Origin of the sequence: Pseudoxanthomonas sp. SE1 (genome assembly GCF_029542205.1) — a bacterium.
Taxonomy (GTDB): domain Bacteria; phylum Pseudomonadota; class Gammaproteobacteria; order Xanthomonadales; family Xanthomonadaceae; genus Pseudoxanthomonas_A.
The window spans coordinates 2,780,080-2,799,804 of sequence record NZ_CP113783.1; the positions used below are offsets into that span (position 1 = coordinate 2,780,080).

Annotated in this window: 16 protein-coding genes; 9 read left to right on the forward strand and 7 right to left on the reverse strand. The window is 68.1% G+C overall.

The window, feature by feature from the left end:
* Positions 1-2: 2 nt before the first annotated feature.
* The 4 genes from OY559_RS13140 to OY559_RS13155 are packed head-to-tail and all read right to left on the reverse strand — an operon-like array spanning position 3 to position 5,280.
* A complete protein-coding gene (locus OY559_RS13140) occupies positions 3-1,349 on the reverse strand; it encodes a phenylacetate--CoA ligase family protein (protein WP_277726687.1) in 1,347 nt (448 codons plus the stop codon).
* A complete protein-coding gene (locus OY559_RS13145) occupies positions 1,346-2,899 on the reverse strand; it encodes an oligosaccharide flippase family protein (protein WP_277726688.1) in 1,554 nt (517 codons plus the stop codon). Before OY559_RS13145 ends, OY559_RS13140 begins: the two co-directional genes overlap by 4 nt.
* Positions 2,896-4,191: an O-antigen ligase family protein gene (locus OY559_RS13150; protein ID WP_277726690.1), complete on the reverse strand. Its 1,296-nt coding sequence runs from the start codon at positions 4,189-4,191 to the stop codon at positions 2,896-2,898. The genes OY559_RS13145 and OY559_RS13150 overlap by 4 nt, the downstream gene beginning before the upstream one ends.
* Before the next feature lie 21 nt (positions 4,192-4,212).
* Positions 4,213-5,280 (reverse strand): polysaccharide deacetylase family protein, encoded by a 1,068-nt coding sequence (locus OY559_RS13155; protein WP_277726692.1) that lies wholly within the window; start codon positions 5,278-5,280, stop codon positions 4,213-4,215.
* Between the two features lie 185 nt (positions 5,281-5,465).
* Between OY559_RS13155 and OY559_RS13160 the strand changes: the two genes are divergently transcribed.
* Genes OY559_RS13160 through OY559_RS13185 form a run of 6 tightly spaced genes read left to right on the forward strand, consistent with a single transcriptional unit; the run spans position 5,466 to position 12,249 of the window.
* The gene (locus tag OY559_RS13160) at positions 5,466-6,137 is read left to right on the forward strand and encodes a hypothetical protein (protein ID WP_277726694.1); all 672 of its coding nucleotides are present in this window, start codon (positions 5,466-5,468) and stop codon (positions 6,135-6,137) included.
* 25 nt (positions 6,138-6,162) lie between these two features.
* Positions 6,163-6,774 carry a class I SAM-dependent methyltransferase gene (locus OY559_RS13165; protein ID WP_277726695.1) on the forward strand — a complete coding sequence of 204 codons (612 nt, stop codon included), beginning with the start codon at positions 6,163-6,165 and terminating at the stop codon, positions 6,772-6,774.
* The gene (locus OY559_RS13170) at positions 6,767-7,972 is read left to right on the forward strand and encodes a glycosyltransferase (protein ID WP_277726697.1); all 1,206 of its coding nucleotides are present in this window, start codon (positions 6,767-6,769) and stop codon (positions 7,970-7,972) included. The genes OY559_RS13165 and OY559_RS13170 overlap by 8 nt, the downstream gene beginning before the upstream one ends.
* Entirely contained in the window at positions 7,969-10,029 is a 2,061-nt protein-coding gene (locus tag OY559_RS13175) for an NAD-dependent epimerase/dehydratase family protein (RefSeq protein ID WP_277726698.1), read from the forward strand. Before OY559_RS13170 ends, OY559_RS13175 begins: the two co-directional genes overlap by 4 nt.
* 4 nt (positions 10,030-10,033) lie before the next feature.
* Positions 10,034-11,155 (forward strand): GNAT family N-acetyltransferase, encoded by a 1,122-nt coding sequence (locus OY559_RS13180; RefSeq protein ID WP_277726699.1) that lies wholly within the window; start codon positions 10,034-10,036, stop codon positions 11,153-11,155.
* Positions 11,152-12,249 carry a GNAT family N-acetyltransferase gene (locus tag OY559_RS13185; RefSeq protein ID WP_277726700.1) on the forward strand — a complete coding sequence of 366 codons (1,098 nt, stop codon included), beginning with the start codon at positions 11,152-11,154 and terminating at the stop codon, positions 12,247-12,249. The genes OY559_RS13180 and OY559_RS13185 overlap by 4 nt, the downstream gene beginning before the upstream one ends.
* Positions 12,250-12,261: 12 nt before the next feature.
* Here the strand turns inward: OY559_RS13185 and OY559_RS13190 are convergent, their stop codons facing one another.
* The 3 genes from OY559_RS13190 to OY559_RS13200 are packed head-to-tail and all read right to left on the reverse strand — an operon-like array spanning position 12,262 to position 15,453.
* Positions 12,262-12,891 carry a hypothetical protein gene (locus OY559_RS13190; RefSeq protein ID WP_277726701.1) on the reverse strand — a complete coding sequence of 210 codons (630 nt, stop codon included), beginning with the start codon at positions 12,889-12,891 and terminating at the stop codon, positions 12,262-12,264.
* On the reverse strand, positions 12,888-14,375 hold the full coding sequence (locus tag OY559_RS13195; RefSeq protein ID WP_277726702.1) for an oligosaccharide flippase family protein: 1,488 nt from the start codon (positions 14,373-14,375) through the stop codon (positions 12,888-12,890). Before OY559_RS13195 ends, OY559_RS13190 begins: the two co-directional genes overlap by 4 nt.
* Positions 14,376-14,421: 46 nt before the next feature.
* Positions 14,422-15,453: an acyltransferase family protein gene (locus OY559_RS13200; RefSeq protein WP_277726704.1), complete on the reverse strand. Its 1,032-nt coding sequence runs from the start codon at positions 15,451-15,453 to the stop codon at positions 14,422-14,424.
* A 92-nt stretch (positions 15,454-15,545) separates the two neighbouring features.
* Here OY559_RS13200 and OY559_RS13205 point away from each other — a divergent pair, with 92 nt between their 5' ends.
* From OY559_RS13205 to OY559_RS13215, 3 genes are read left to right on the forward strand one after another with little or no spacing between them, the layout of a single operon-like run.
* Positions 15,546-16,733 (forward strand): glycosyltransferase, encoded by a 1,188-nt coding sequence (locus OY559_RS13205; RefSeq protein ID WP_277726705.1) that lies wholly within the window; start codon positions 15,546-15,548, stop codon positions 16,731-16,733.
* Between the two features lie 48 nt (positions 16,734-16,781).
* Positions 16,782-18,743, forward strand: a complete 1,962-nt coding sequence (gene asnB, locus OY559_RS13210) for an asparagine synthase (glutamine-hydrolyzing) (protein WP_277726706.1) — start codon at positions 16,782-16,784, stop codon at positions 18,741-18,743.
* Positions 18,744-18,777: 34 nt separating this feature from the next.
* Positions 18,778-19,722, forward strand: coding sequence for a class I SAM-dependent methyltransferase (locus OY559_RS13215; RefSeq protein ID WP_277726707.1), 945 nt, complete (start codon positions 18,778-18,780; stop codon positions 19,720-19,722).
* Positions 19,723-19,725: the final 3 nt, after the last annotated feature.

Consider the following 19,725-nt stretch of genomic DNA (forward strand, 5'->3'; position numbering starts at 1 on the left):
TCCTACCCTCCGAGTTCCGACACGGTGACACGCTGCTTGCCGCTGGGTGTCAGCGGGATCTCGTCCGTGAGGCGGAAGTTCAGGGCGACACTGTCGCCCACGACCTTGACCAGTTCGCCCCGCACTTGCTCGATGACGCCAGCGTCGAAGCCTGCGTCCGGCACGATCAGGATCTCGAACGCATCCAGTTGTTTCTGCACCACCTGGTAGCGCCGGATGCCGGTCGCGCCCAGGAAGGCATACACCACGTACTCGCCCGGCACGAACCGGCCATCGCGCGTGCGCAATGCATCCAGCTTCCGCCCGTCCACGCGCGCAAGCCTTGGCAGTCCGCGTCCGCATGCGCACTGGCCGTGGCCGGGCGTGGCCAGGTCGCCATTGACATACCGGAGCAGTGGCATGCCCAGGTTGTGCAGGTCGGTGATCACCAGTTCGCGCGGGCCTTCTCCGCCCACGCTTTCGCCATGGCCAAGCTCCACCTTCAGATGGTCCGCGTTGACGTGCAGGCCATCGCGGTGCTCGCATTCGGCGGCGATCAGCATGAATTCGCGGCAGCCGTAGGTGTTGTAGGCCGGCGCGCCGAAGGCCTGTTCGATGCGTGCGCGCTGCGTGTCATGCAGCGCCTCGGCGGCGCCCAGGATGCGCAGCGGCGCATGCACCCGGCGACCGGTGGCGATCAGCCAGTCCGCCATCTCCACGATGGGCGCCACGTAGGACACGATGGTCTCGGGCTGGAAACGGTCGATCGCATCGGCGTACTCCGCCATGCGCGTGCGGTCCATTTCGAAGGCATTGAGCATGCGGCGGTTGAACGCCCCATGGAAAAGGAGGTCCTTGCGCTTCTGCGCGCCGAGCGGCGTGCCCCACAGGTAGAGGGAGCGCTGCCCCAGCCGGGCGCCGGCCCATCCGTAGCCACGCCACATGATCGCCACGCGACGTTCGTAGCTGTCGCGGGTGTAGCCGAACTTCAAGGGTTCGCCCGTCGAGCCGCCGGTGGTCTTGTAAAGCAGGCCGGCACGCTGCGGGCCGGCGATCAAGCGCTCGAAGTTGGCGCGGATCGTGGGCTTGTCCAGCACAGGCAATCGAGCGTAGTGCGCGGGATCGCGGATGTCCTCCGGTGCGGCAATGCCAAGCCCGGCCCAGGTTTCCCGGTAGTACGGCACGTGCTCCCAGCAATGGCGTAGCAGGGCCTGCAGCTTCTGCCACTGCAGCGCATCGATCTGTTCCGGCGCCAGCCATTGCTGCTGTTCGTACTCGCGCAGATACGACAGCGTCTTGCGTCCGCGCAGGCCGGATTCGTACGCGGGGAAAAGCACGTGGCGGAACAGGGATTCGTAGAGACCCGTCATGAGGCGCGTTCCCCTGCACGTTCGTGCGCCCACGCCAGCAGGCGCGCACCCAGGCGTGGCCGGCCAGCGGCGAAGCGGCCGTGCAGCAGTTGCAGGTGCTCGATGTCGTCACGGCTCCAGCAGCGCAGCAGCAGCGTGAACAGCGCATACGACAGCACCAGCAACACGCCACCCAGCAGGACGGCCGCCCAGGGCACCAGATGCCCGCGCAGCGGCCACGCCAGCGCCGCCGCCAGCGCGCCCGCCAGCAACACGCGCCCCAGCCCGCCCCATGCCAACCTTGCATGGCTGACCCGGATCGCAAGCGAGATGTACAGCGTGGCGTTGACCAGGGCCACGATGAGGTAGCCGATCACCGCGCCCACCAGGGCGAAGTGCGCGATCAGCACGGCGGAAAGCGCCAGCTTCAGTACGCCACTGGTCACCGCCAGTACCAGGATGCTGCGCTGCCGGTCCGCGCTGACCAGCATGCTGGAGGCCCCCTGCGCCATCGTGGTCAGGCACGTGGCGAACAGGCAGGCGGAGAACAGCGGACCCGCCGCCCAGTATTCGGGCCCGTACAGCAGGTGGATCACGTCGTCGCCGAACACCAGGCCGAACGCCATCAGCGGCGTCGCCAGCAGGGACAGGTAATGCGTGGTGCCGGCGAAGCGCCGCGCCGCGACTTCCCTGCCCTGGCTGAGCGCACTCGCCATCATCGGCAGCAGCAGCGCACCGAACACGCCCGGCACCAGCGCCGCCGCGCCGACTGCCAGCTGGTAGGCCACCTTGAACTGTCCGGCGTCGTGACTGTCCGCGTACAGGTTGAGGAACATCACCTCCACCTCGCTGGCCACCAGGAAGCTGACCGACACGGTCAGCGCCGTCCAGCGCATGTGATGACTTATCCGCGCGCGCAGTATCGGGGGCAGCACCACGCCGGGCTGGCGTGGCGGGAGCAGCGGACGGATCTGCCGCAGCGACATCACGTAGAAGACGATGCCCGACAGCGAGAACACGGCCAGCAGCCATTCCACCGGCGCGTCCAGCTGCCACGCCGCGATGACGAGCAGCAGGTTGATCGGGGTGGACACCAGCGCCACGATGGCGGTCGCGCGGAAGTTCTCGAAGCCCTTCGCCACGCCGATGTTGAACATGTACGACGAGCGCAGCACCACGCCGAGGATCAGGAACCCCAGCAGCAGCGTGTGGTTCATGCCGGGTGCGACATGGTCGCCTGCGAAGATGAACAGCGCCGCGCCCGCCAGCAACACGAACAGCATGAACACCCGTTGCGCACGCCGCAGGTAGGTGAGCACGTAGGGGATCTGTTCCACGTGCCCCGACCCGCGCAGTTCGGCGATGAACTTGATCGCCGCACTGGCCGTGCCCGAATTGGTGGTCGCCACGCCCATCGCCACCAGCCAGATCACCAGGCTGTAGGTGCCGAATCCGTCCGGGCCGAGGTGCCGGGCGATGATGATCGACGTGAGCATGCCCAGCACGTACTCGGTGTACATGCCCACCGAGGAGAAGAAGGTGTTGTTGAGCGTGCGCGAGCGGGAGTTCATGCCAGGGCCAACAGGACCTTCACGGTCAGATACAGCCCGATAACGCCAATTACAGCGATGATCGGCCAGCGGATGATGTCCTTGTCGAGCGAGAATTGCGGCAGGCTGGGGTACGTGGAACGCATGCGCGTGTAGTGGCCGACCACCAGCGCGACCAGCAGGTACAGGATGATCACGTAGCTGCGGCTGAGGAAGAACGCCGCGGTGAAGAAGCCGGTCAGCGACAACAGCAGGCACAGGCTCAACGCCTTGTCCGTCTTCCATTCCTGCAGCGCGATCTCGTCGGGTACGTCCAGCGGCACGTCGTCGATGATGTCGTCGCCACGGTTCACGATGGCGAGCATCATGCGGAAGCAGTAACCCACGATCGCCAGCCAGACGGTGAAGCCCACGATGCCCGTTTCGGCGAGCACCAGGACGAAGGAATTGTGCGCGGTCAGTTCATGCAGGTCCGAATAACCACCTGCACCGATGCCGAACACCGGGCTGCCGATGAACATCTGGATGCCTTCGTACCAGGACTCGACGCGTCCCATCGCGGAGGCTTCGGACACGTCCATCTCCTGCATGCGCGATGGCAACATCATCAGGACGCCCAGTGCGCCGGCGCCCATCAGGCCCGCCAGGAACATGCCGCGCGTGCGCCAGACGTACACGCCCAGCATGGCCACCAGCGCCAGCAGCGTGCCGCGCGAATTGGTCAGGTAGCAGCCCCAGACCAGCAACACGATCGTCGTCCACCAGAACAGCCGCTTCAGCCCCAGCCAGCCGCCCTGCGCACTCAGGTAGAAGGCCATCGGCAGGCACATCACGAACAGCATGCCCAGGTCGTTGGGGTCGTTGAAGATGCCCACGTACTGGATGCGCGTGCCCTGGGAGAGCTCGACCCCTGTCCAGCCGATGCCGGTGCTGGCCTGGTCGATGCCATGCACCGCCAGCACCGACGCGCACACGATGAACACCCCCATCGTCGCCTGCATGCGCTTGCGCGTATCCACCGCGTTGGCGAGCAGGACATAGGCCAGCAGCACGGGCGCGAACACGAAGAACACGAACAGCGCACCGCCCGCCCAGCCATTCACCACCTTGGAGACCATGGCGATGAACAGGAAGACCGGAATCAGCAGGTACTGCGGCTGGTTGAACGACTTGCGCTGCGACAACACCCACAGGCCGGCCGCCAGCACCAGCGCGATGGACTGCAGCGGCGGCCCGGGCGATTCGGCCACCGCCGGGTAGTCCTGCGGCCTGATCAGCACCAGGATCAAGTACACCAACAAGAAAAAGAACATGGTCCCCTGTCGCTCCCTGCCTCAGCCCGTGCGCAATCGCGAGGCGTAGGTGAACAGTTCCGGCAAGGCCATCATCGCCTGGAACCAGGGCATGTCCATGTGCCGCTCCACGGGCAGCCTGGGCAGCGAGAACTGCGTGCGCGGCCCCAGCCGGCCGACACCGGCCACGTAGCTGCACGCCAGCCCGAAGCCCGCCGTGCGGACCGCCTCGACCGTGTCATGGTTGAACGCATCGGGCCCACCCACCGGATACGAGATGACGAGCGCAGGCACGCCCAGCTCACGCTCCAGGGCCGACTTGGAGTCGCGCACCTCGGCCACCATGCACTCCCGTGGCAGCTTCGCCAGCATGCGGTGGTCCACGCCATGCGACCCGATCTCCATGCCGCCACGCTGCATCTCGCGCAATTGGTCCCAGGTCATCGGCCGGCAGTCCGGGTGACCCGCAGCGCGCGGGATCCCCCAGGCGGCTTCCAGGCGGGCCACCAGGGCCGCCTGCCCCTCATCATCCAGCAACTTCATCCGGTACAGCAGGTCGGCTGCCTGCCGGCGGCGGTCCGCCAGGGCGGCTTCCACCACCCAGTCGATACCGAGCTCAGGCACCTGCACGCGCTCGCCGGCCGGCACCGAACACAGCATGTGCACGAGCCAGTCGTAGGCGTAGGGCCTGCCGGAATCGATGTGGCCCGTGGAGACGAAGAACATCGCCGACATGCCCAGGTCGCGCAGGATCGGGAATGCGATACGGTAGTTGTCGTCGTAGCCGTCATCGAAGGTGACCAGCGTCGCGCCCGCAGGCAAGGGCCTGCGGCGCTCGATGTGGTCCAGCACCTCATCGAAGCGCATCGGCACGAAGTTCGCCTTCAGGTGCTGCATCTGCTGGCGGAAGACGTCCGCCGATGCGCTGATCAACTCGGGATCGAAGCTGAACCCCTGGGGATCGGACGATTCCAGCACGCGGTGGTACGCCAGTACGCGCACTTCTCCATGCGCCACCGGCCTCACGCGTTTCAGCAATGGCAGCGCGCCCAGCCGATGGCACCAGCGTGCCAGCAACTGTCGGCGACCTACGCGCGCCGCGACGCTCATCGATGATCCCCTGGCCATCATCTTCCGCAGTTCGGCAACCTTGCCTGATGCTGTGGATACGTAGAAAGCCGGCGCGCGCGGCCAGCCCCGGGACTGGCCGGATCAGGCCCCGGAACGCGTATAGCAGGGAAAGCAGACATCACGCGCCGAGAAGGCGCCGACGGCGATACAGGGGCGCGTCACCAATGTCGGACGATACCGACTTCGTCAGCATGTACGAAGAACTGGGGCTGGACGCGGAATGCGGCATGGCCGCCTTCAAGCAGGCCTATCGCCGGCGCGTGGCCGCCCTGCATCCGGACATGCAGGGAGACGCCTCCGACCTGCCGCGGCTGCAGCGCCTGAATCGTCTGTACGAAGCGACCCTCGACTTCCATCGGGTGCACGGACGACTGCCGGGCGCGTCCGCACCACAGCGCAGCGTGCACACCCCGGCCCAGCCCGAACCCGTCGCCCAGGACATGCCCGCCTACGACGAAACATCGTCGCCCCCCCGTTCCCGCCGCTACCTGCTGATCGGTGCGCTGGTGGCAGCGTTGCTGTACTGGCTGGGCGCCAACCGCACCTCCGTCCCCACCCTCGACCCTGCCGGTCCCGGCGATGCCTCCGCGGCCGCCTGGCAGCCGCGTGCAGCGCGGCAACTCGAACTGGGCATGGACACGGAGCAGGCACGCCGGATCCTGGGCGAGCCGACCACCGAGCACGCTGCGCGCTGGCACTACGGCCCTTCATGGGTCGACGTCGAATGCGACAGGATCACCGGCTGGTACAGCGCGCCCACGCGCCCGCTGCCGGCGGGACGGGATTCGGCACATGAAGCGGCCGAGGGCCCGCGCGGCCCGGCCGCGTGCGGCTGAGCGGACAAGGACAGAGGACACGCGAATGTGGAGTGATACCGCCCGATTGCTGAAGAAAGCCCAGCGTCGCCTGTGGATGAAGTACGCGCTGCGCGGCGTGGGCGGCAACGACAACCACGCGCGCCTGGACCTGGCCTATCGCGTCGAGGACCCATGGAACATGGACTCGGCCATGGAGCGCACGCGCTTCGAAGCCACCAACCGCGTCATCGAGCAGGCGTTCGGCCGCGTGGGTTCGATACTCGAGATCGGATGCGGCGAAGGGCACCAGACCCAGCACCTCGCCCACCTCAGCGACGAACAGTACGGCCTCGACGTGAGTCCGGCCGCGGTGGAACGTGCGCGTCTGCGCCTGCCGCAGGCGCACTTCGCCGCCGCCGACCTGTTCCAGCAACCGTGGGGCGACGAGCGGCACCGCTTCGACCTGGTCACCGCCTGCGAGGTGCTCTACTACCTGAGCGATCCCGCCGCGACGATCGCCCGCATGCGGCACCTGGGGCGCTGCGGCGTGGTGACGTTCTTCGCACCGGCGTGCGGACGCGTGGGGCCGCATGTCGAGGCCATTCCCGGCCTGCAGAAGACGTGGATCCACCATGGCGGTACCGCCTGGCTCATCGGCTGGTGGCGCGATGAGTGATGCCTCCACCGCGCTGCAGGGGCGTGGCGTGGTCTATTTCGGCAACGACTGGAACGCGGAGAACCGGACCAGCAGCCATCACGTCGCCACGCGCCTGGCGAACCACATGCCCGTGCTCTACGTCGACTCCCCCGGCATGCGTGCACCGAACACCTCCGGGCGCGACCTCAAGCGTGCGTGGCGCAAGCTGGTTGCCGCGCTGCGGCCGCCGGTGCCGATCCGCGCGGGCTTCTGGCATTGCACCGTGCCGCAGCTGCCGTTCCGGCGCATTCCCGGCGTGGAAGCCTTCAACCGGCTCTTCAGCCGCTGGGCCGTGCGTCGCGCGCTGCGCAAGGTCGGCATCACCCGTTACCTGTCGTGGTTCGTCGTCCCCCACCCGGGCTTCCTCGCGCACCGTCTGGGCGAGGACTTCTGCGTGTACTACTGCATCGACGACTATGCGGCGCATCCCGGCGTGGATGCCGACCTGATCGGTCAGCGCGACGAAGCGCTCAGCCGCGAGGCCGACCAGCTGTTCGTCGCGCCCCCGTCGCTGTTGCCCCTCAAGCAGGCCCTCAATCCCACCGCCACGTACGCGCCGCACGGCGTCGATCTCGACCTGTTCCTCACCGCGCGCATGCCGGCCACGCCCGTGGCGGAGGGCGCGCGCGACCTGAAGGGACCCGTGATCGGCTACATCGGCTCGATCCACGAATGGATCGACATCGAGCTGATCGCGTGGCTGGCGCAACAGCGCCCGCAGTGGAGCTTCCTGCTGGTCGGCCACCCTGCCGTCGATGTGTCTCCGCTGCGCGCACTGCCCAATGTGCGGCTGGCCGGCCCCCAACCCTACCCCACGCTCCCGCAATGGGCGAAGGCGTTCGACGCCGCCATCATCCCGTACCGGATGAACCGCCAGGTCGCCAACGCCAACCCGCTCAAGCTGCGCGAGTACCTGGCCACCGGCAAGCCCGTGGTGAGTACCTACAACCCCGAGATCGCGAAGTTCGCGCAGTGGGTCCGCATCGCGGAAGACCACGCCGGTTTCCTCGCCGCGCTCGAACAGGCACTGGCCGACGACAGCCGCGAGGCCGCCGACGACCGCGTTGCTGCCGTTGCGGCCCAGACCTGGGACCGCCGGGTCGAGGACGTGCTGGCCACCGTCACCCACGCGCTCGATCACCGACAACATACCTTCATGACGACCCCCGCCCCATGACCGTTCCCGCTTCCACCCGCCTGCGTGTCGCCATCGTCGGTGCAGGTTATGTCGCCACCCATCACCTCGCCGCACTGGCCGAGTTGGACTTCGTCGACATCGTCGGCATCTGCGACCCGAACCTCACGGCGGCACAGGCACTGGCCGACCGCTTCAAGGTGCCGCGCGTCGCGGCCCACCTGGACGAACTGGCGGACCAGCATCCGCAGGCCGTCTATGTCCTGACGCCGCCCGCGTTCCATGCCGCCATCGCCCTGCGCGCGATGGACATGGGCTGCCATGTGCTGGTGGAAAAGCCGATGGCCGATACCGTCGACGATTGCGAGGCGATGATCGCCGCCGCACGCACGCGCAAGCTGCAGCTCGGCGTGAACCATTCCGATCTTTTCGATCCCGTGCTCATGCAGGCCCTGCAGGCGGTGCGCGACGGACGCATCGGCGAGGTGGTGTCGGTGGAGATCGTGCGCAACTCGGAGTATCCGCCGTATGCCGGGGGTCCGCTGCCGGGCTCGGTCACCCAGGGCTCGTATCCGTTCCGCGACCTGGGCGTGCATGGCCTGTACACCCTGGAAGCCTTTCTTGGTCCGGTGCGCCGACTGCGCGTGGATTGCCAGTCCCGCGGCACCGACCCCAACCTGCACTTCGACGAATGGCAGGCGCACGCCGAGGCGCGCGATGGCGTGGGCCGCCTGCTGCTGTCGTGGAACGCCCGGCCGATGGAGAACCGCGTGTTCGTGCGCGGCACGCGCGGCACGATCGAAGTGGACCGCTTCCTGCAGACCTGCCGCATCCACGGGGTGCTGCCCGGCCCGAAGTTCATCGGCATCGTGATCAACGCCTTCGCCAGCGCATGCAAGGATGTGTTCCGCGTGCCGTGGAACGTGGTGCGGTTCGCCACCGGTATGCTGAAGCCGTCTCCCGGCATCCGGCGGGGCGCGGCGGAATTCGCGCGCGCCGCGCGCGACAACGCATCTCCGCCCTTCACTGGCGAGGACGCGTTGCGTATCGCGCAGCTGCTGGAACCGGTCTGTGCGGCGCCCGATGCGGAGCGCATCGCGCTGCTGGAGTCCCGCTACGCCGCGCTTCCGCCGGCGGACGTGCTGGTCACCGGCGCCGCTGGCTTCCTCGGCAAGCGCGTCGTGGCCCGCCTGCGCGAACAGGGCAGGACGGTGCGCGTGCTGGTGCGCCGTCCGGTGGCGGCCTTCGCGCAGGACAAGGATATCCAGACCGTCATCGGCGACCTTGGTGACCCGCGCATCGTGCGCCATGCCGTCGACGGCGTGCCGCTGGTCTACCACGTGGGCGCCGCGATGCGCGGCGGACCGCGCGACTTCGAGGCCGGCACCGTCTGGGGCACGCGCAACATCATCGATGCCTGTGTCGACGCTTCCGTGAAGCGGCTGGTGTATGTCAGTTCGATGAGCGTGTTCGACCACGCGGGACGCGACGTGAAGGCGGTGATGACCGAAACGTCACCGCTGGAGCCGCATCCCGACTGGCGCGGCGCGTACACGCAGACCAAGCTGTCGGCCGAACGCATGGTGCTTGACGCCGTGGCACAGCGGGGATTGCCTGCCATCGTCGTGCGTCCTGGCCAGATATTCGGGCCCGGCGCCGAGAAGGTCACCCCGAACGGGGTCATCGCCCTCGCCGGTCGCTGGGTCGCCGTCGGCGACGGCGCGCAGGCCTTGCCGCTGGTGTACGTGGACGATGTGGTGGACGCGCTGCTGTGTGCGGCCGACGCACCGGCACCGGCGCGACCGCTGTTCAACGTGGTGGACACCTCGCACATCACCCAGGCCGATTACCTGGCCCGCTGCAAGCACAAGCTCGGCAACGAGGTGAAGGTGGTGCGCGTGCCGCGCTGGATGTTCATGACGCTGGGCTTCGGCGTGGAGCAACTGGGCAGGATCCTGCGTCGCGACGTGCCGCTGACACGCTATCGCGTGCGCTCGCTGCGGCCACTGGCGAACTTCGACACCACGGCCGCGCGCACGGACCTGGGCTGGACCCCGCGGGTGGGCGTGGAGAGGGGACTGGATGCGACGTTCGGGTGACAGCGTGACGCCGTCTGCCCTGTATGACGTGCGGGTGGAGCAGTTGCCCCCGCTGGACCTGCTGGAAACGCAATGGCGGGCCCTTGAGCAGCAATCGCGTGGCAGCTTCTTCCTGAGCTGGATGTGGATCGGCGCCTGGCTTCGCACCCTGTGCCCGCTGCGACGCGCGCGCCTGCTGTCGGTGCATGTCGAGGGCCGCGTGGTCGGCCTGGGCATCGTGGTGGAACAGCGGCGCTGGTTCGCACTGGGGCTCAAGCACGTGCGCCTGCACCAGGTCGGCGATCGCGTGGCCGACAGCATCACCGTCGAGTTCAATGGCGTGCTGTCGCTCGCGGGACACGAGGACGATGTGCTGGTCGCCTGCGTCGACCACTTCGAACGCCATGAGCGCCACTGGCTGACCCTCTACCTGCCGGGCATCGACATGGACGCGCTCCCGCTGGAACGATTGCGCTCACCGCGCCTGCGCCTGCAGCGGACCAGCAGCGCGACCCCCTATGTCGATCTGGCCAGCCTGCGCCTGGGCCACCAGGATTACGTCACCACCGTGCCGGGCAGCCGCACGCGCGCCAACCTGCGCCGCACGGCACGCAAGCTGATCGACCAGTTCGGTCCACTGGCCTGCTGCACGGCGGTGACGGTCGCCGACCGGCTGGCATTCTTCGACGAACTGGTCCGCCTGCACCAGGCGCACTGGGACGAGGACGCCGGCGAGCAGGGCGCGTTCGCCGATCCGCGCATCATCGCGTTCCACCGCGCCCTGATCGCGGCCTCCACGCAGGAGACCGGCGTGCATCTCATGCGCCTGGAGGCCGGCGGCACCGTCGTGGGCTACCTGTACCACCTGGTCTGGCGTGGCATCGCCTACTTCTATCAGGCCGGCATCAACTACCGGCAGATCGGCGGCACCGGAAGCCCGGGGCTGTTGCTGCTCAGCACGGCCATCAACGAGTTCGCCGGACTTGGCTTCGACCGCTACGAACTGATGGCCGGCAACGCCGAGTACAAGCGCTCGCTGGCGATGGCCGAAGGACGCATGGCGTGGTTGTCGGTGGATCGCGTAGGTTGGCGTGCGCGCATCGTCGACCTGTACCGTCGCCGGAAAGGCCAGGAGATCCTGCCGTGAGCGTATTGCGCACGCGGCTGAGGACGCTCGACGAACTGACCGCGGCCGATATCGAAGCCTGGGACGGATTGGCGCATGCCACCGCGGCCTCCGTGCCCTTCCTGCTGCCGGGTTTCGTGCAGGCGGCGGCGCGCTGGCTGACGCCGGATGCGCCGCCGGTGGTGCTGACCATCGAGCGGGGAGGCGACCTGCTTGCCCTGACCTGCCTGCAGCGGCGCGCCGCGAACCTGTTCGTGCCGATGCCGCACTGGCGCGCGTACCGGCACCTGCATGCGTTCCAGTCCGGCATCCTGCACCTGCCGGGCGAGGCCAGCGCCATCGCCGGGGAATTCGCCCGCCTGATGCATCGGGGCAGTTGGCGCGAGCGCGCGATCGTGTGGCACAACGTGGCCGCCGACGGCGAACTGTGGACGGCATTGCGCGAAGGAACAGGACTGCGCTGGAACCAGACCGGCTTCTCGCGGCGGCCGGTGCTGCGCCGCTTCCCAGGCGATGTGCCGGCGGCCGCGCGGGTCCGGCCGAACGTGGCGAAGGACCTGCGTCGACGGGCCCGGCGGCTGCAGGAACGCGGCGACGTCAGCCTGCGCATCCTCGAGGGCCGTGAGGCGGATGCCGATGCGGCCACCCGCCACCTGGCCCTGGAGGATGCGGGCTGGAAGGGTGCGCAGGGCAGCTCCATGCTCGCATCCGACGCGGAGCGCACGTTCTTCCTGGAAGCCAGTGCACGCCTGGCGGACCGCGGCCACATGGTATTCGTCGAAACCCTGTGCGGCGACCACGTGGTGGCGTCCAGCAGCAACCTGTTGTGCGGCCACGCGTTGAGCGGCTTCAAGACGGGCTGGGATGCGAACTTCGCCAACGCCAGCCCCGGCAAACTCAACGAATGGCACCTGCTGCAGGCGCTGGACGGGCGATGGCCCGGGCTGGCCCTGTTCGACAGCCAGGCCCACGAAGATTCCTACATGGGCGAGCTGCTGCCCGATCGCCAGCCCATGGTGTCCGGCATCCTGCATGCGAAGGGACTGCAGCGTGGGTTGATCGCCGCGGCGCGCCCGCTGCGTCCGCTCGCGTACAAGCGCGGGCATGACGATTGACGATACGCCGCGTCAGGCGATCTGTTCGCGGTGCCAGGCGATCTCTTCGGCGGTCAGACGCAGGCGGCGCTGCGCAGGCCTGATCCTGGCCGGTGCCGGGAACTCCTTCGGTGGCAGGCTGCGCCAGAACCATGCCTCGCCGACCCGCAGGCAACGTACCGTCGCATAGCGACTGAATCCCATCGCATCGTGGGCCCGCAACGACGGCCGGTTGGACACGCTCACGTCGGAGAAATATTCCATCGGCGTGGATTCGACGCTCATGCCCTGCCCCATCATCGCCACCAGCAGTCGCCGCCCGCGCCGCCTGGGCACCACGAACGCATCGCGCAACCATACCTGGGAGGGCGTCAGCGGCAGCTGCCAGGCAAGCTCGTCCATGTAACGCGGCACGCCATGCAGCGCCCAGAACCATGCGACAAGTTCTTCGCCCTCGATGATGCCGAAGCAACGCATGCCGTGGCGGTAGCGCCGCAGGATCCGTTCCGGCTTCCCCGACATGCCGTTGGCGCGGTACGCCGCCACCAGCCGGTCCATGTCCGCTTCACGCAGTTCGACGAAGCGCTGCTCCTCCGACAGCGTCATCGTGCATTGCGTCGCCGCCGGCCGTCGCAGCAAGGCGATGGCATCGAAATGAATCATGGTGTGCTTTCCCCTTCTCGCACCCGATCTTCGAGGTGCCGCCGACGCGACATCCCCAACCCTGCCAGCGCGTCCCCGACCAGGTCGCGCCCGACACCCCATATCGCTCCACCATACACAACCACGCCCACAAGCACTTCACCCGCCAACCGCCAGCCGATGGCCAGGTGCGCCTGCGTGGCCCAGCGCCAGGCCAGCACGGCCACGCCCATCAATGCACACGCCAGTGCGATGCGCAGACAGGGCCCCACCAGTCCCTGCAGGCGCAGACCGTCGGCGCGGCAGGCACGCACCGTGAGCAGCCACTGCACGAGCGCGGCCACGCCGATGGCGCCCGACGCCAGCAGCACGCCGCCCTTCGACAGCAGCCACAACGACGACACCAGGGTCGCCATGGTCGCCACCTCGATCCACATCAGCCATTGATTGCGTGCATGCGCAGCGAGGAACGCGGACAGGATGAAGCTGCCCGTGCCCGGCAGCGCCGCGATGGCGAGCACGCTCAACAGCGGCGCGACCTGCCACCAGGTCGGGGGCAGCAGCGCACCGACCAGGGTGGGCGCACATATCGCCAGCCCTGCCGACATCGGGAACAGGAGCAATGCCGCGAACGTCAGCGCACGCACCATCAGGGCGGGCCGCTCCTGCGGTGGGGCGCGCGTCACCGCCGGCACCATCACCGTGCCGATGTGCCCGCCCACATACACCGCGGGCAACTGCGCAAGGTTGAACGCCATGCCATAGCTGCCCGCATCGTGCGCACCCACGAGCCGGAACATCAGCGGCTTGTCCCAGTAGCGCGCGCCTTCGCTCAGGACGATCTCGCCCGTGATCGGCGCGCCGAAGCGCAGGATGTCGCGCAGCCGCGCAGCGGATACCCGCACCGGCTGCAGCCAATCGCGCAGGCGCGTCGCCGTGATCGTCGCGCCGGCGATGACGCAGGACTGGACGATGAAGGCGATGATCATCGCCTGCCCCCCCAGCGCGGTCATGCTGACCAGCGAGACGGCCACCACCGCATAGGCCACGTCGCCCAGCGCGGTGCCCAGCGCGATCCGACCGAAGCGCAACTCGCGTGCGAGCAGCTTGTCCGGAATCGCACCGAGGCGGCGTATGCCGATGCCCAGCAGTGCGCCCGGCAGGTAGTCGGCCACCCGCGGCGCCTGCAGCCACTGCGCGAGCGTCGGCGTGGCCCACCAGAGCGCTGCGATCATGACGATGCCTGCAAGCAGGTACACCATGCTCGCGGCGAAGATGGCGTCCCTGCCCTCGCCCCCGCGGACCACGACGTACTGGCCGCACCCCCACGCGGCGATCCAGTTGCCGGTCAGCGCGATCACCGTGGCCACGGTCACTTCGGCCACGATGTCCGGCGTCAGGTGGCGCGCGATCAGCAGGGTTCCGACCAGGCCCACCGCGCGTCCCGACAGGCCACCGATGATGCCGAGCGCGGCGCCGGAAAAGATCTTTCGGTGATCGTTCAAGCAAGCGTCCCGTGCCGGTGCGTGTTTCCGGTGCCCGGATGATCGCTCACGTCGTCTCCAGACGCATCCCGCGCCGCCGCCAGCCTTCGCGCATCCGCGCCATCAGCGGCCGTTCGACGCCACGGTTCAGGCCCACTGCCAGCGCCAGCGACACCGTGGCCGCCACCACGCACGCCAGCAACGCCGGCACGCCACGCTGCTCCAGCTGGTGGATCACCACGAAACCGATGGCCTGGTGTACCAGGTACAGCGCATACGAGATGCCACCGAGGAACACGAACAACCGCGTATCGAGGAACCCGAGCCCGCCGCGGATGAACAAGGCGAAGATCACGCAGCAGGCCAGCGCCACCGGCAGGAAGACCGGCCGCTCGCCGACCGCGATGGCCAGCAGCGCCAACAGCACCATCGCCAGGTTGAGCCGCCACTCGCCAGGATGGCGATGCATGCGATAGAACAGGATGCCCAGTGCGAAGAACGGAATGAAGCGCAGGATCAGCAGTTCACGCACCCAGTACGAGAAGTGCCAGTGGTGTTTCTCGCACAGGCCCTCGACCGTCGCCAACAGCAGCCATCCGCCGATGATCCAGTGGATGCGCCTGAGCTGGCCGACCATGAACCAGAACAGCATCTGCACGTAGAAGAACAGTTCGACCTGCAGGGTCCAGTAGGAGCCATCCAGATGCTCGGCGCCCAGGATCTCCTGCACCATGGTGAAGTTGAGCAACAGCGAGCCCAGCGGAAGCTGCTGCATCGACAGCCCGGCGGCATAGACCACCGCGGCAGTGAGCAGGACGGCCGCCCAGTACCCGGGGAAGAGCCGGGAAAAGCGCGACACCACGAAATCCATGGCGGTGCGCGTGCGCTCCAGTGTCATGAAGATCACGAAGCCGCTGATCAGGAAGAACAGGTAGACGCCGTACTTGCCTACCCGCAGGTCGAGCGCCATGCCGCCCACATGGCCTATCTGCTCCTGATAACGCGTTGTGAAGTGGTAACCCAGCACGGCGACAGCGGCGATACCGCGCAGGGCGTCCAGTTCCACCATCCGCGAGGGCGTAGACGTTTCGTGACCCACCCTGTTCCCCTGCATCCGCATGACTCGGTTCTCATAACGCCAACCACGCCGTGCTGCGGACAGCGCGGCCGCCTCTCCCTCACGTCTCCTGCATGCGCATCCTGATCGTAACCTCCCAGTTCCCGATTGCCGGGGAACCCAACCGCGGCCGCCCCGTCTACCAGACCGTGCGCGAGCTGTCGCGGCTCGCCGAGGTGAAGGTGATCAGCCCGGTCGCCACCTATCCGCGCTGGGCGCAACCCCGCAGCTACCTGTATCGCGCAGCGGAAGACGCCCAGGGGGTGCCCGGCTGCGAAGTGGACTATGTCCGTTATCCCGCACTGCCGGCGATCAGCCGCCCTTTCAACGGCCACCTGTGTGCACGGGCGCTCGCGTCGCCGTTGCGTGCATTTGCGCCTGATGTCGTGCTGGCCTACTGGTTGTATCCGGACGGCTACGGCGCGATGCGCGCCGCCCACGCGGCCGGCGTCCCCTTCGTCGCGGGTGCGCGTGGCTCCGATCTGCGCGTGCGGGATGCCGTCAGCCGCCGCCTGACCCGACCCGTGGTCCGCGCGGCGCGCCGGCTGCTGGTGGTCAGCGAAGACCTGGGGCGCGTAGCCGTCGACGGCTACGGTGCCGAACCCCATCGCATCCGCGCCATTCCGAATGGCTGCGATGCCAGCCTGTTCCATCCCGGCGACCGCAGCGCCGCACGGCGTGCGCTCGGGATGGCGGAAGACGCCGAGGTGGTGCTGTACGTGGGACGTCTCGTCGCCGAGAAGGGCCTGCGCGAACTGCTGCACGCGTCGCGCCGCCTGTCGACGGAGCGGCCACGCGCCCGCGTGGTGCTGGTGGGCGAAGGTCCGCTGCGGGGCGAGCTGGATGCGGCACTCGCCGCCGATCCTTCGTTGCCGCTGCAACTCGCCGGTGCACAGGCCCCCGCCGACGTGGCGCGCTGGATGGTCGCCGCCGATGTCGTCACGCTGCCCAGCTACTCGGAAGGCCATCCCAACGTGCTGGTCGAAGCGCTGGCGTGCGGCAGGCCCGTGGTGGCGACGCCGGTCGGCGGCATCCCGGAAGTGGTGGATGCGGCCAACGGCGTGCTGGTGCCGGCCCGCGATGCGGATGCACTCGCGGCCGCACTGGTGCAGGCACTGCAACGGGACTGGGACGAAGCCGCACTCGCGCGGCGCTTCTCCCGCAATTGGGAGCAGGTCGCCCGGGACACCCTGGATGCCTGCGGGGAAGCGCTCGCCGAAACGCATGCCGGCCGGGCGTACTGCGCCACCGGCCAGGCCTGACAAGAACACGGACAGGGGAAGCAGCACATGTGCGGAATCGCGGGTTTCATGGGTCCCGGGGTCGTCTCGACGGAGGCGCGGCCCTGGCTGGAGCGGATGATCCAGCCACTGGCGCACCGCGGTCCGGACGGCTTCGGCTTCCACGTCGCGCCGAGTGTCGGCCTGGCGCACGCGCGCCTGTCGATCATCGACCTCTCCACCGGCGACCAGCCCATCCACAATCCGCGCCGTACCGTGTGGACGGTGTTCAATGGCGAGATCTTCAACTTCGTCGAACTGCGCAGGATGCTGGAGGACAAGGGCCACGTGTTCTACACGCAGTCCGACACCGAGGTGATCGTGCATCTGTACGACCGCTACGGCGAGGACTTCGTCCATCACCTCAACGGCCAGTTCGCCATCGCCCTGTGGGACAGCGAACGCCAGCGCCTGGTGCTGGCGCGCGACCGGGCCGGCATCCGTCCGCTGTACTACACCCGCCAGCGCGGTCGCCTGTGGTTCGCCTCCGAGGTGAAATCGCTGCTGGCCGTGCTGCCGGAATGTGCGCACCTCGAGCCGCAGGCGTTGCTGCAGACGCTGACCTACTGGGCGCCGGTGGATCCGGAGACGCTGTACCAGGGCGTGCAGAGCCTGCCGCCCGGCCATGTGCTGACGGTGGAGCGCGACGGGCGCCAGCACCTGCGCCGCTACTGGGACTGGACGTTCCCGGACGCGGAAGCGACATCGCCTTCCCGGTACCCGCTCACGCTGGAGCAGGCCACGGCGGAACTGCGCGAACTGCTGGTCGATGCGGTGCGCCTGCAGCTGCGCGCCGACGTCCCGGTGGGCGCCTACCTCAGCGGCGGCCTCGATTCGTCCGGCATCGTCGCGCTGATCCGCGGATTCACGGACACGCCGGTGCGCACGTTCTCGGTGGCGTTCGAGGATGGCGAGTTCGATGAAAGCGCGCACCAGCAGGCGATGGTGAGGCACCTGGGCACCGAGCACACCACGTTGATGTGCACGCGCCGCGACATCGGCAATGCGTTTCCCCGCCTGATCCGCCACACGGAAACACCCGTGCTGCGCACCGGGCCCGTCCCGTTGATGCTGCTGGCCGGCAGCGTGCGCCAGCACGGCTACAAGGTCGTGCTGACCGGCGAAGGTGCCGACGAAGTGTTCGGCGGCTACGACCTGTTCAAGGAAGCCAAGGTGCGGCGCTTCTGGGCGCGCCAGCCCGACTCCCGCCTGCGCCCGCGCCTGCTGGAAAAGCTCTACGGCTACCTGCAGAACTCGCCGGTGAGCAGCCCGGCGTTCGCGCAGTCGTTCTTCGGCCAGGGCATGGAGCACCTGCACCGGCCGATCTTCGCGCATGTCCCGCGCTGGACCACCTCGCAGCGTGCCTTCGCCTTCCTGGCGCCGGAACTGCGGACCATGGCCGCCCACTGGGATCCGCTGGACGCCTACGAGCACACGCTGCCGCCGGAGATGGCGCGATGGAACGATCTCGCACGCGACCAGTACGTGGAAGCCAAGTCGCTGCTGGCCGGCTACCTGCTGTCGTCGCAGGGCGACCGGGTGGCGATGGCGAACTCGATCGAAGGGCGTTTCCCCTACCTCGACCATCGCGTCATCGAGTTCGCCAACCGCCTGCCGCCCAGCTTCAAGATCCGCGGCATGACCGAAAAGTACCTGCTGCGGCGCGCCCTGGCGGAACTGCTGCCAGCGGACATCGTGAAGCGGACCAAGCAGCCGTACCGTGCACCGGACAGCCAGAGCTTCTTCTTCGATGGCAAGCCGCTGGACTACGTCGCCGACCTGCTGTCGCCCGATGCGATCCGCGATGCCGGTTATTTCGACCCCGCGCCGGTATCGCGGCTGGTGGAGAAGTGCCGGCTGGGACGGGCGACGGGCTTCGCCGACAACCAGGCGTTCGTGGGCATCCTTTCCACGATGCTGGTGCATCGGCAGACCGTCGAGGCGCGCTTGTCGCCCACTCCGGCGGCACACCCTTCCGGCGCGGTCGCGTAGGACGCACACTCGGACATCTCGAGGGGATCAAGGCATGGATTGGCGGGTCAAGGGCACCATCCAGAAAGTTCTCGGCGCGCTGCCCGGTGGGCATGGGCTGCACTTCCACCTGCAGCGCCGCTTCGGCGGCCTGCGCGATTTCGACGGTGAACTCGCGACCAAGGTGGACGACTGGGAAATCATGATCGGCCACCTGCGCGGCGCCGGCATCGTGCTGCCCGGCGTCCGCTGCTTCGAGATCGGTACCGGGTGGTATCCGACATTCCCGTTCGCCTGCTACCTGGCAGGTGCCGCGCGGGTGACCACGTACGATCTCAATCCGCACCTGCGCATGGACCTGACGTTGCGCTGCGCGGACGTGCTCGGCCGTTTCCTCGATCGCATCGCCACCGCTGCCGGGGTTCCGCTCGCGGACGTCGAACAACGCCATCGACAGCTGCTCGAACGCCTGCGCGCGGGTGCCGACCTCGACGCCGCCAGCGGCGGCGTGATCCATTACCGCTCGCCGGCGGACGCCACCCGTACCGCGCTTCCGGACGGCGATGTCGATGTGGTGTTCTCCAACAGCGTGCTCGAACACGTGCCACCGGACGTGATCGATGCGATGTACGCCGAAGCCATGCGCATCCTGTCGCCGCACGGCCTGATGTTCCATTCGGTCAATTGCGGCGACCACTACGCCTACGTGGACCGCAGCATCCACCAGTTGCACTACCTGAAGTATTCCGACACCCAGTGGCAACGCTGGAACAACGCCTTTCTCTACCAGAACCGGCTGCGCGCGCACTGGTTCGTGGAGGGCGCGCGCAGGCATGGGTTCGACATCGAACTGGACACGTCCACGACACGGCCCGAACGCATGCGCCAGCTTGCCGGCATGCCCGTGCACCCGCAGTTCGCCCACGTACCGGCCGAGCAGCTGTGCATCACCAGCGTGGATTTCATCGCGCGCAAGCCGGCGGCGAGCGCGGCCGGCTGACCG

Excerpts from the sequence above, each read along its gene's own strand:
- OY559_RS13140 (WP_277726687.1), bottom strand. The coding sequence starts at position 1,349 with ATGACGGGTCTCTACGAATCCCTGTTCCGCCACGTGCTTTTCCCCGCG.
- OY559_RS13145 (WP_277726688.1), bottom strand. The coding sequence starts at position 2,899 with ATGAACTCCCGCTCGCGCACGCTCAACAACACCTTCTTCTCCTCGGTG.
- OY559_RS13150 (WP_277726690.1), bottom strand. The coding sequence starts at position 4,191 with ATGTTCTTTTTCTTGTTGGTGTACTTGATCCTGGTGCTGATCAGGCCG.
- OY559_RS13155 (WP_277726692.1), bottom strand. The coding sequence starts at position 5,280 with ATGAGCGTCGCGGCGCGCGTAGGTCGCCGACAGTTGCTGGCACGCTGG.
- OY559_RS13160 (WP_277726694.1), top strand. The coding sequence starts at position 5,466 with ATGTCGGACGATACCGACTTCGTCAGCATGTACGAAGAACTGGGGCTG.
- OY559_RS13165 (WP_277726695.1), top strand. The coding sequence starts at position 6,163 with ATGTGGAGTGATACCGCCCGATTGCTGAAGAAAGCCCAGCGTCGCCTG.
- OY559_RS13170 (WP_277726697.1), top strand. The coding sequence starts at position 6,767 with ATGAGTGATGCCTCCACCGCGCTGCAGGGGCGTGGCGTGGTCTATTTC.
- OY559_RS13175 (WP_277726698.1), top strand. The coding sequence starts at position 7,969 with ATGACCGTTCCCGCTTCCACCCGCCTGCGTGTCGCCATCGTCGGTGCA.
- OY559_RS13190 (WP_277726701.1), bottom strand. The coding sequence starts at position 12,891 with ATGATTCATTTCGATGCCATCGCCTTGCTGCGACGGCCGGCGGCGACG.
- OY559_RS13205 (WP_277726705.1), top strand. The coding sequence starts at position 15,546 with ATGCGCATCCTGATCGTAACCTCCCAGTTCCCGATTGCCGGGGAACCC.
- asnB (WP_277726706.1), top strand. The coding sequence starts at position 16,782 with ATGGGTCCCGGGGTCGTCTCGACGGAGGCGCGGCCCTGGCTGGAGCGG.
- OY559_RS13215 (WP_277726707.1), top strand. The coding sequence starts at position 18,778 with ATGGATTGGCGGGTCAAGGGCACCATCCAGAAAGTTCTCGGCGCGCTG.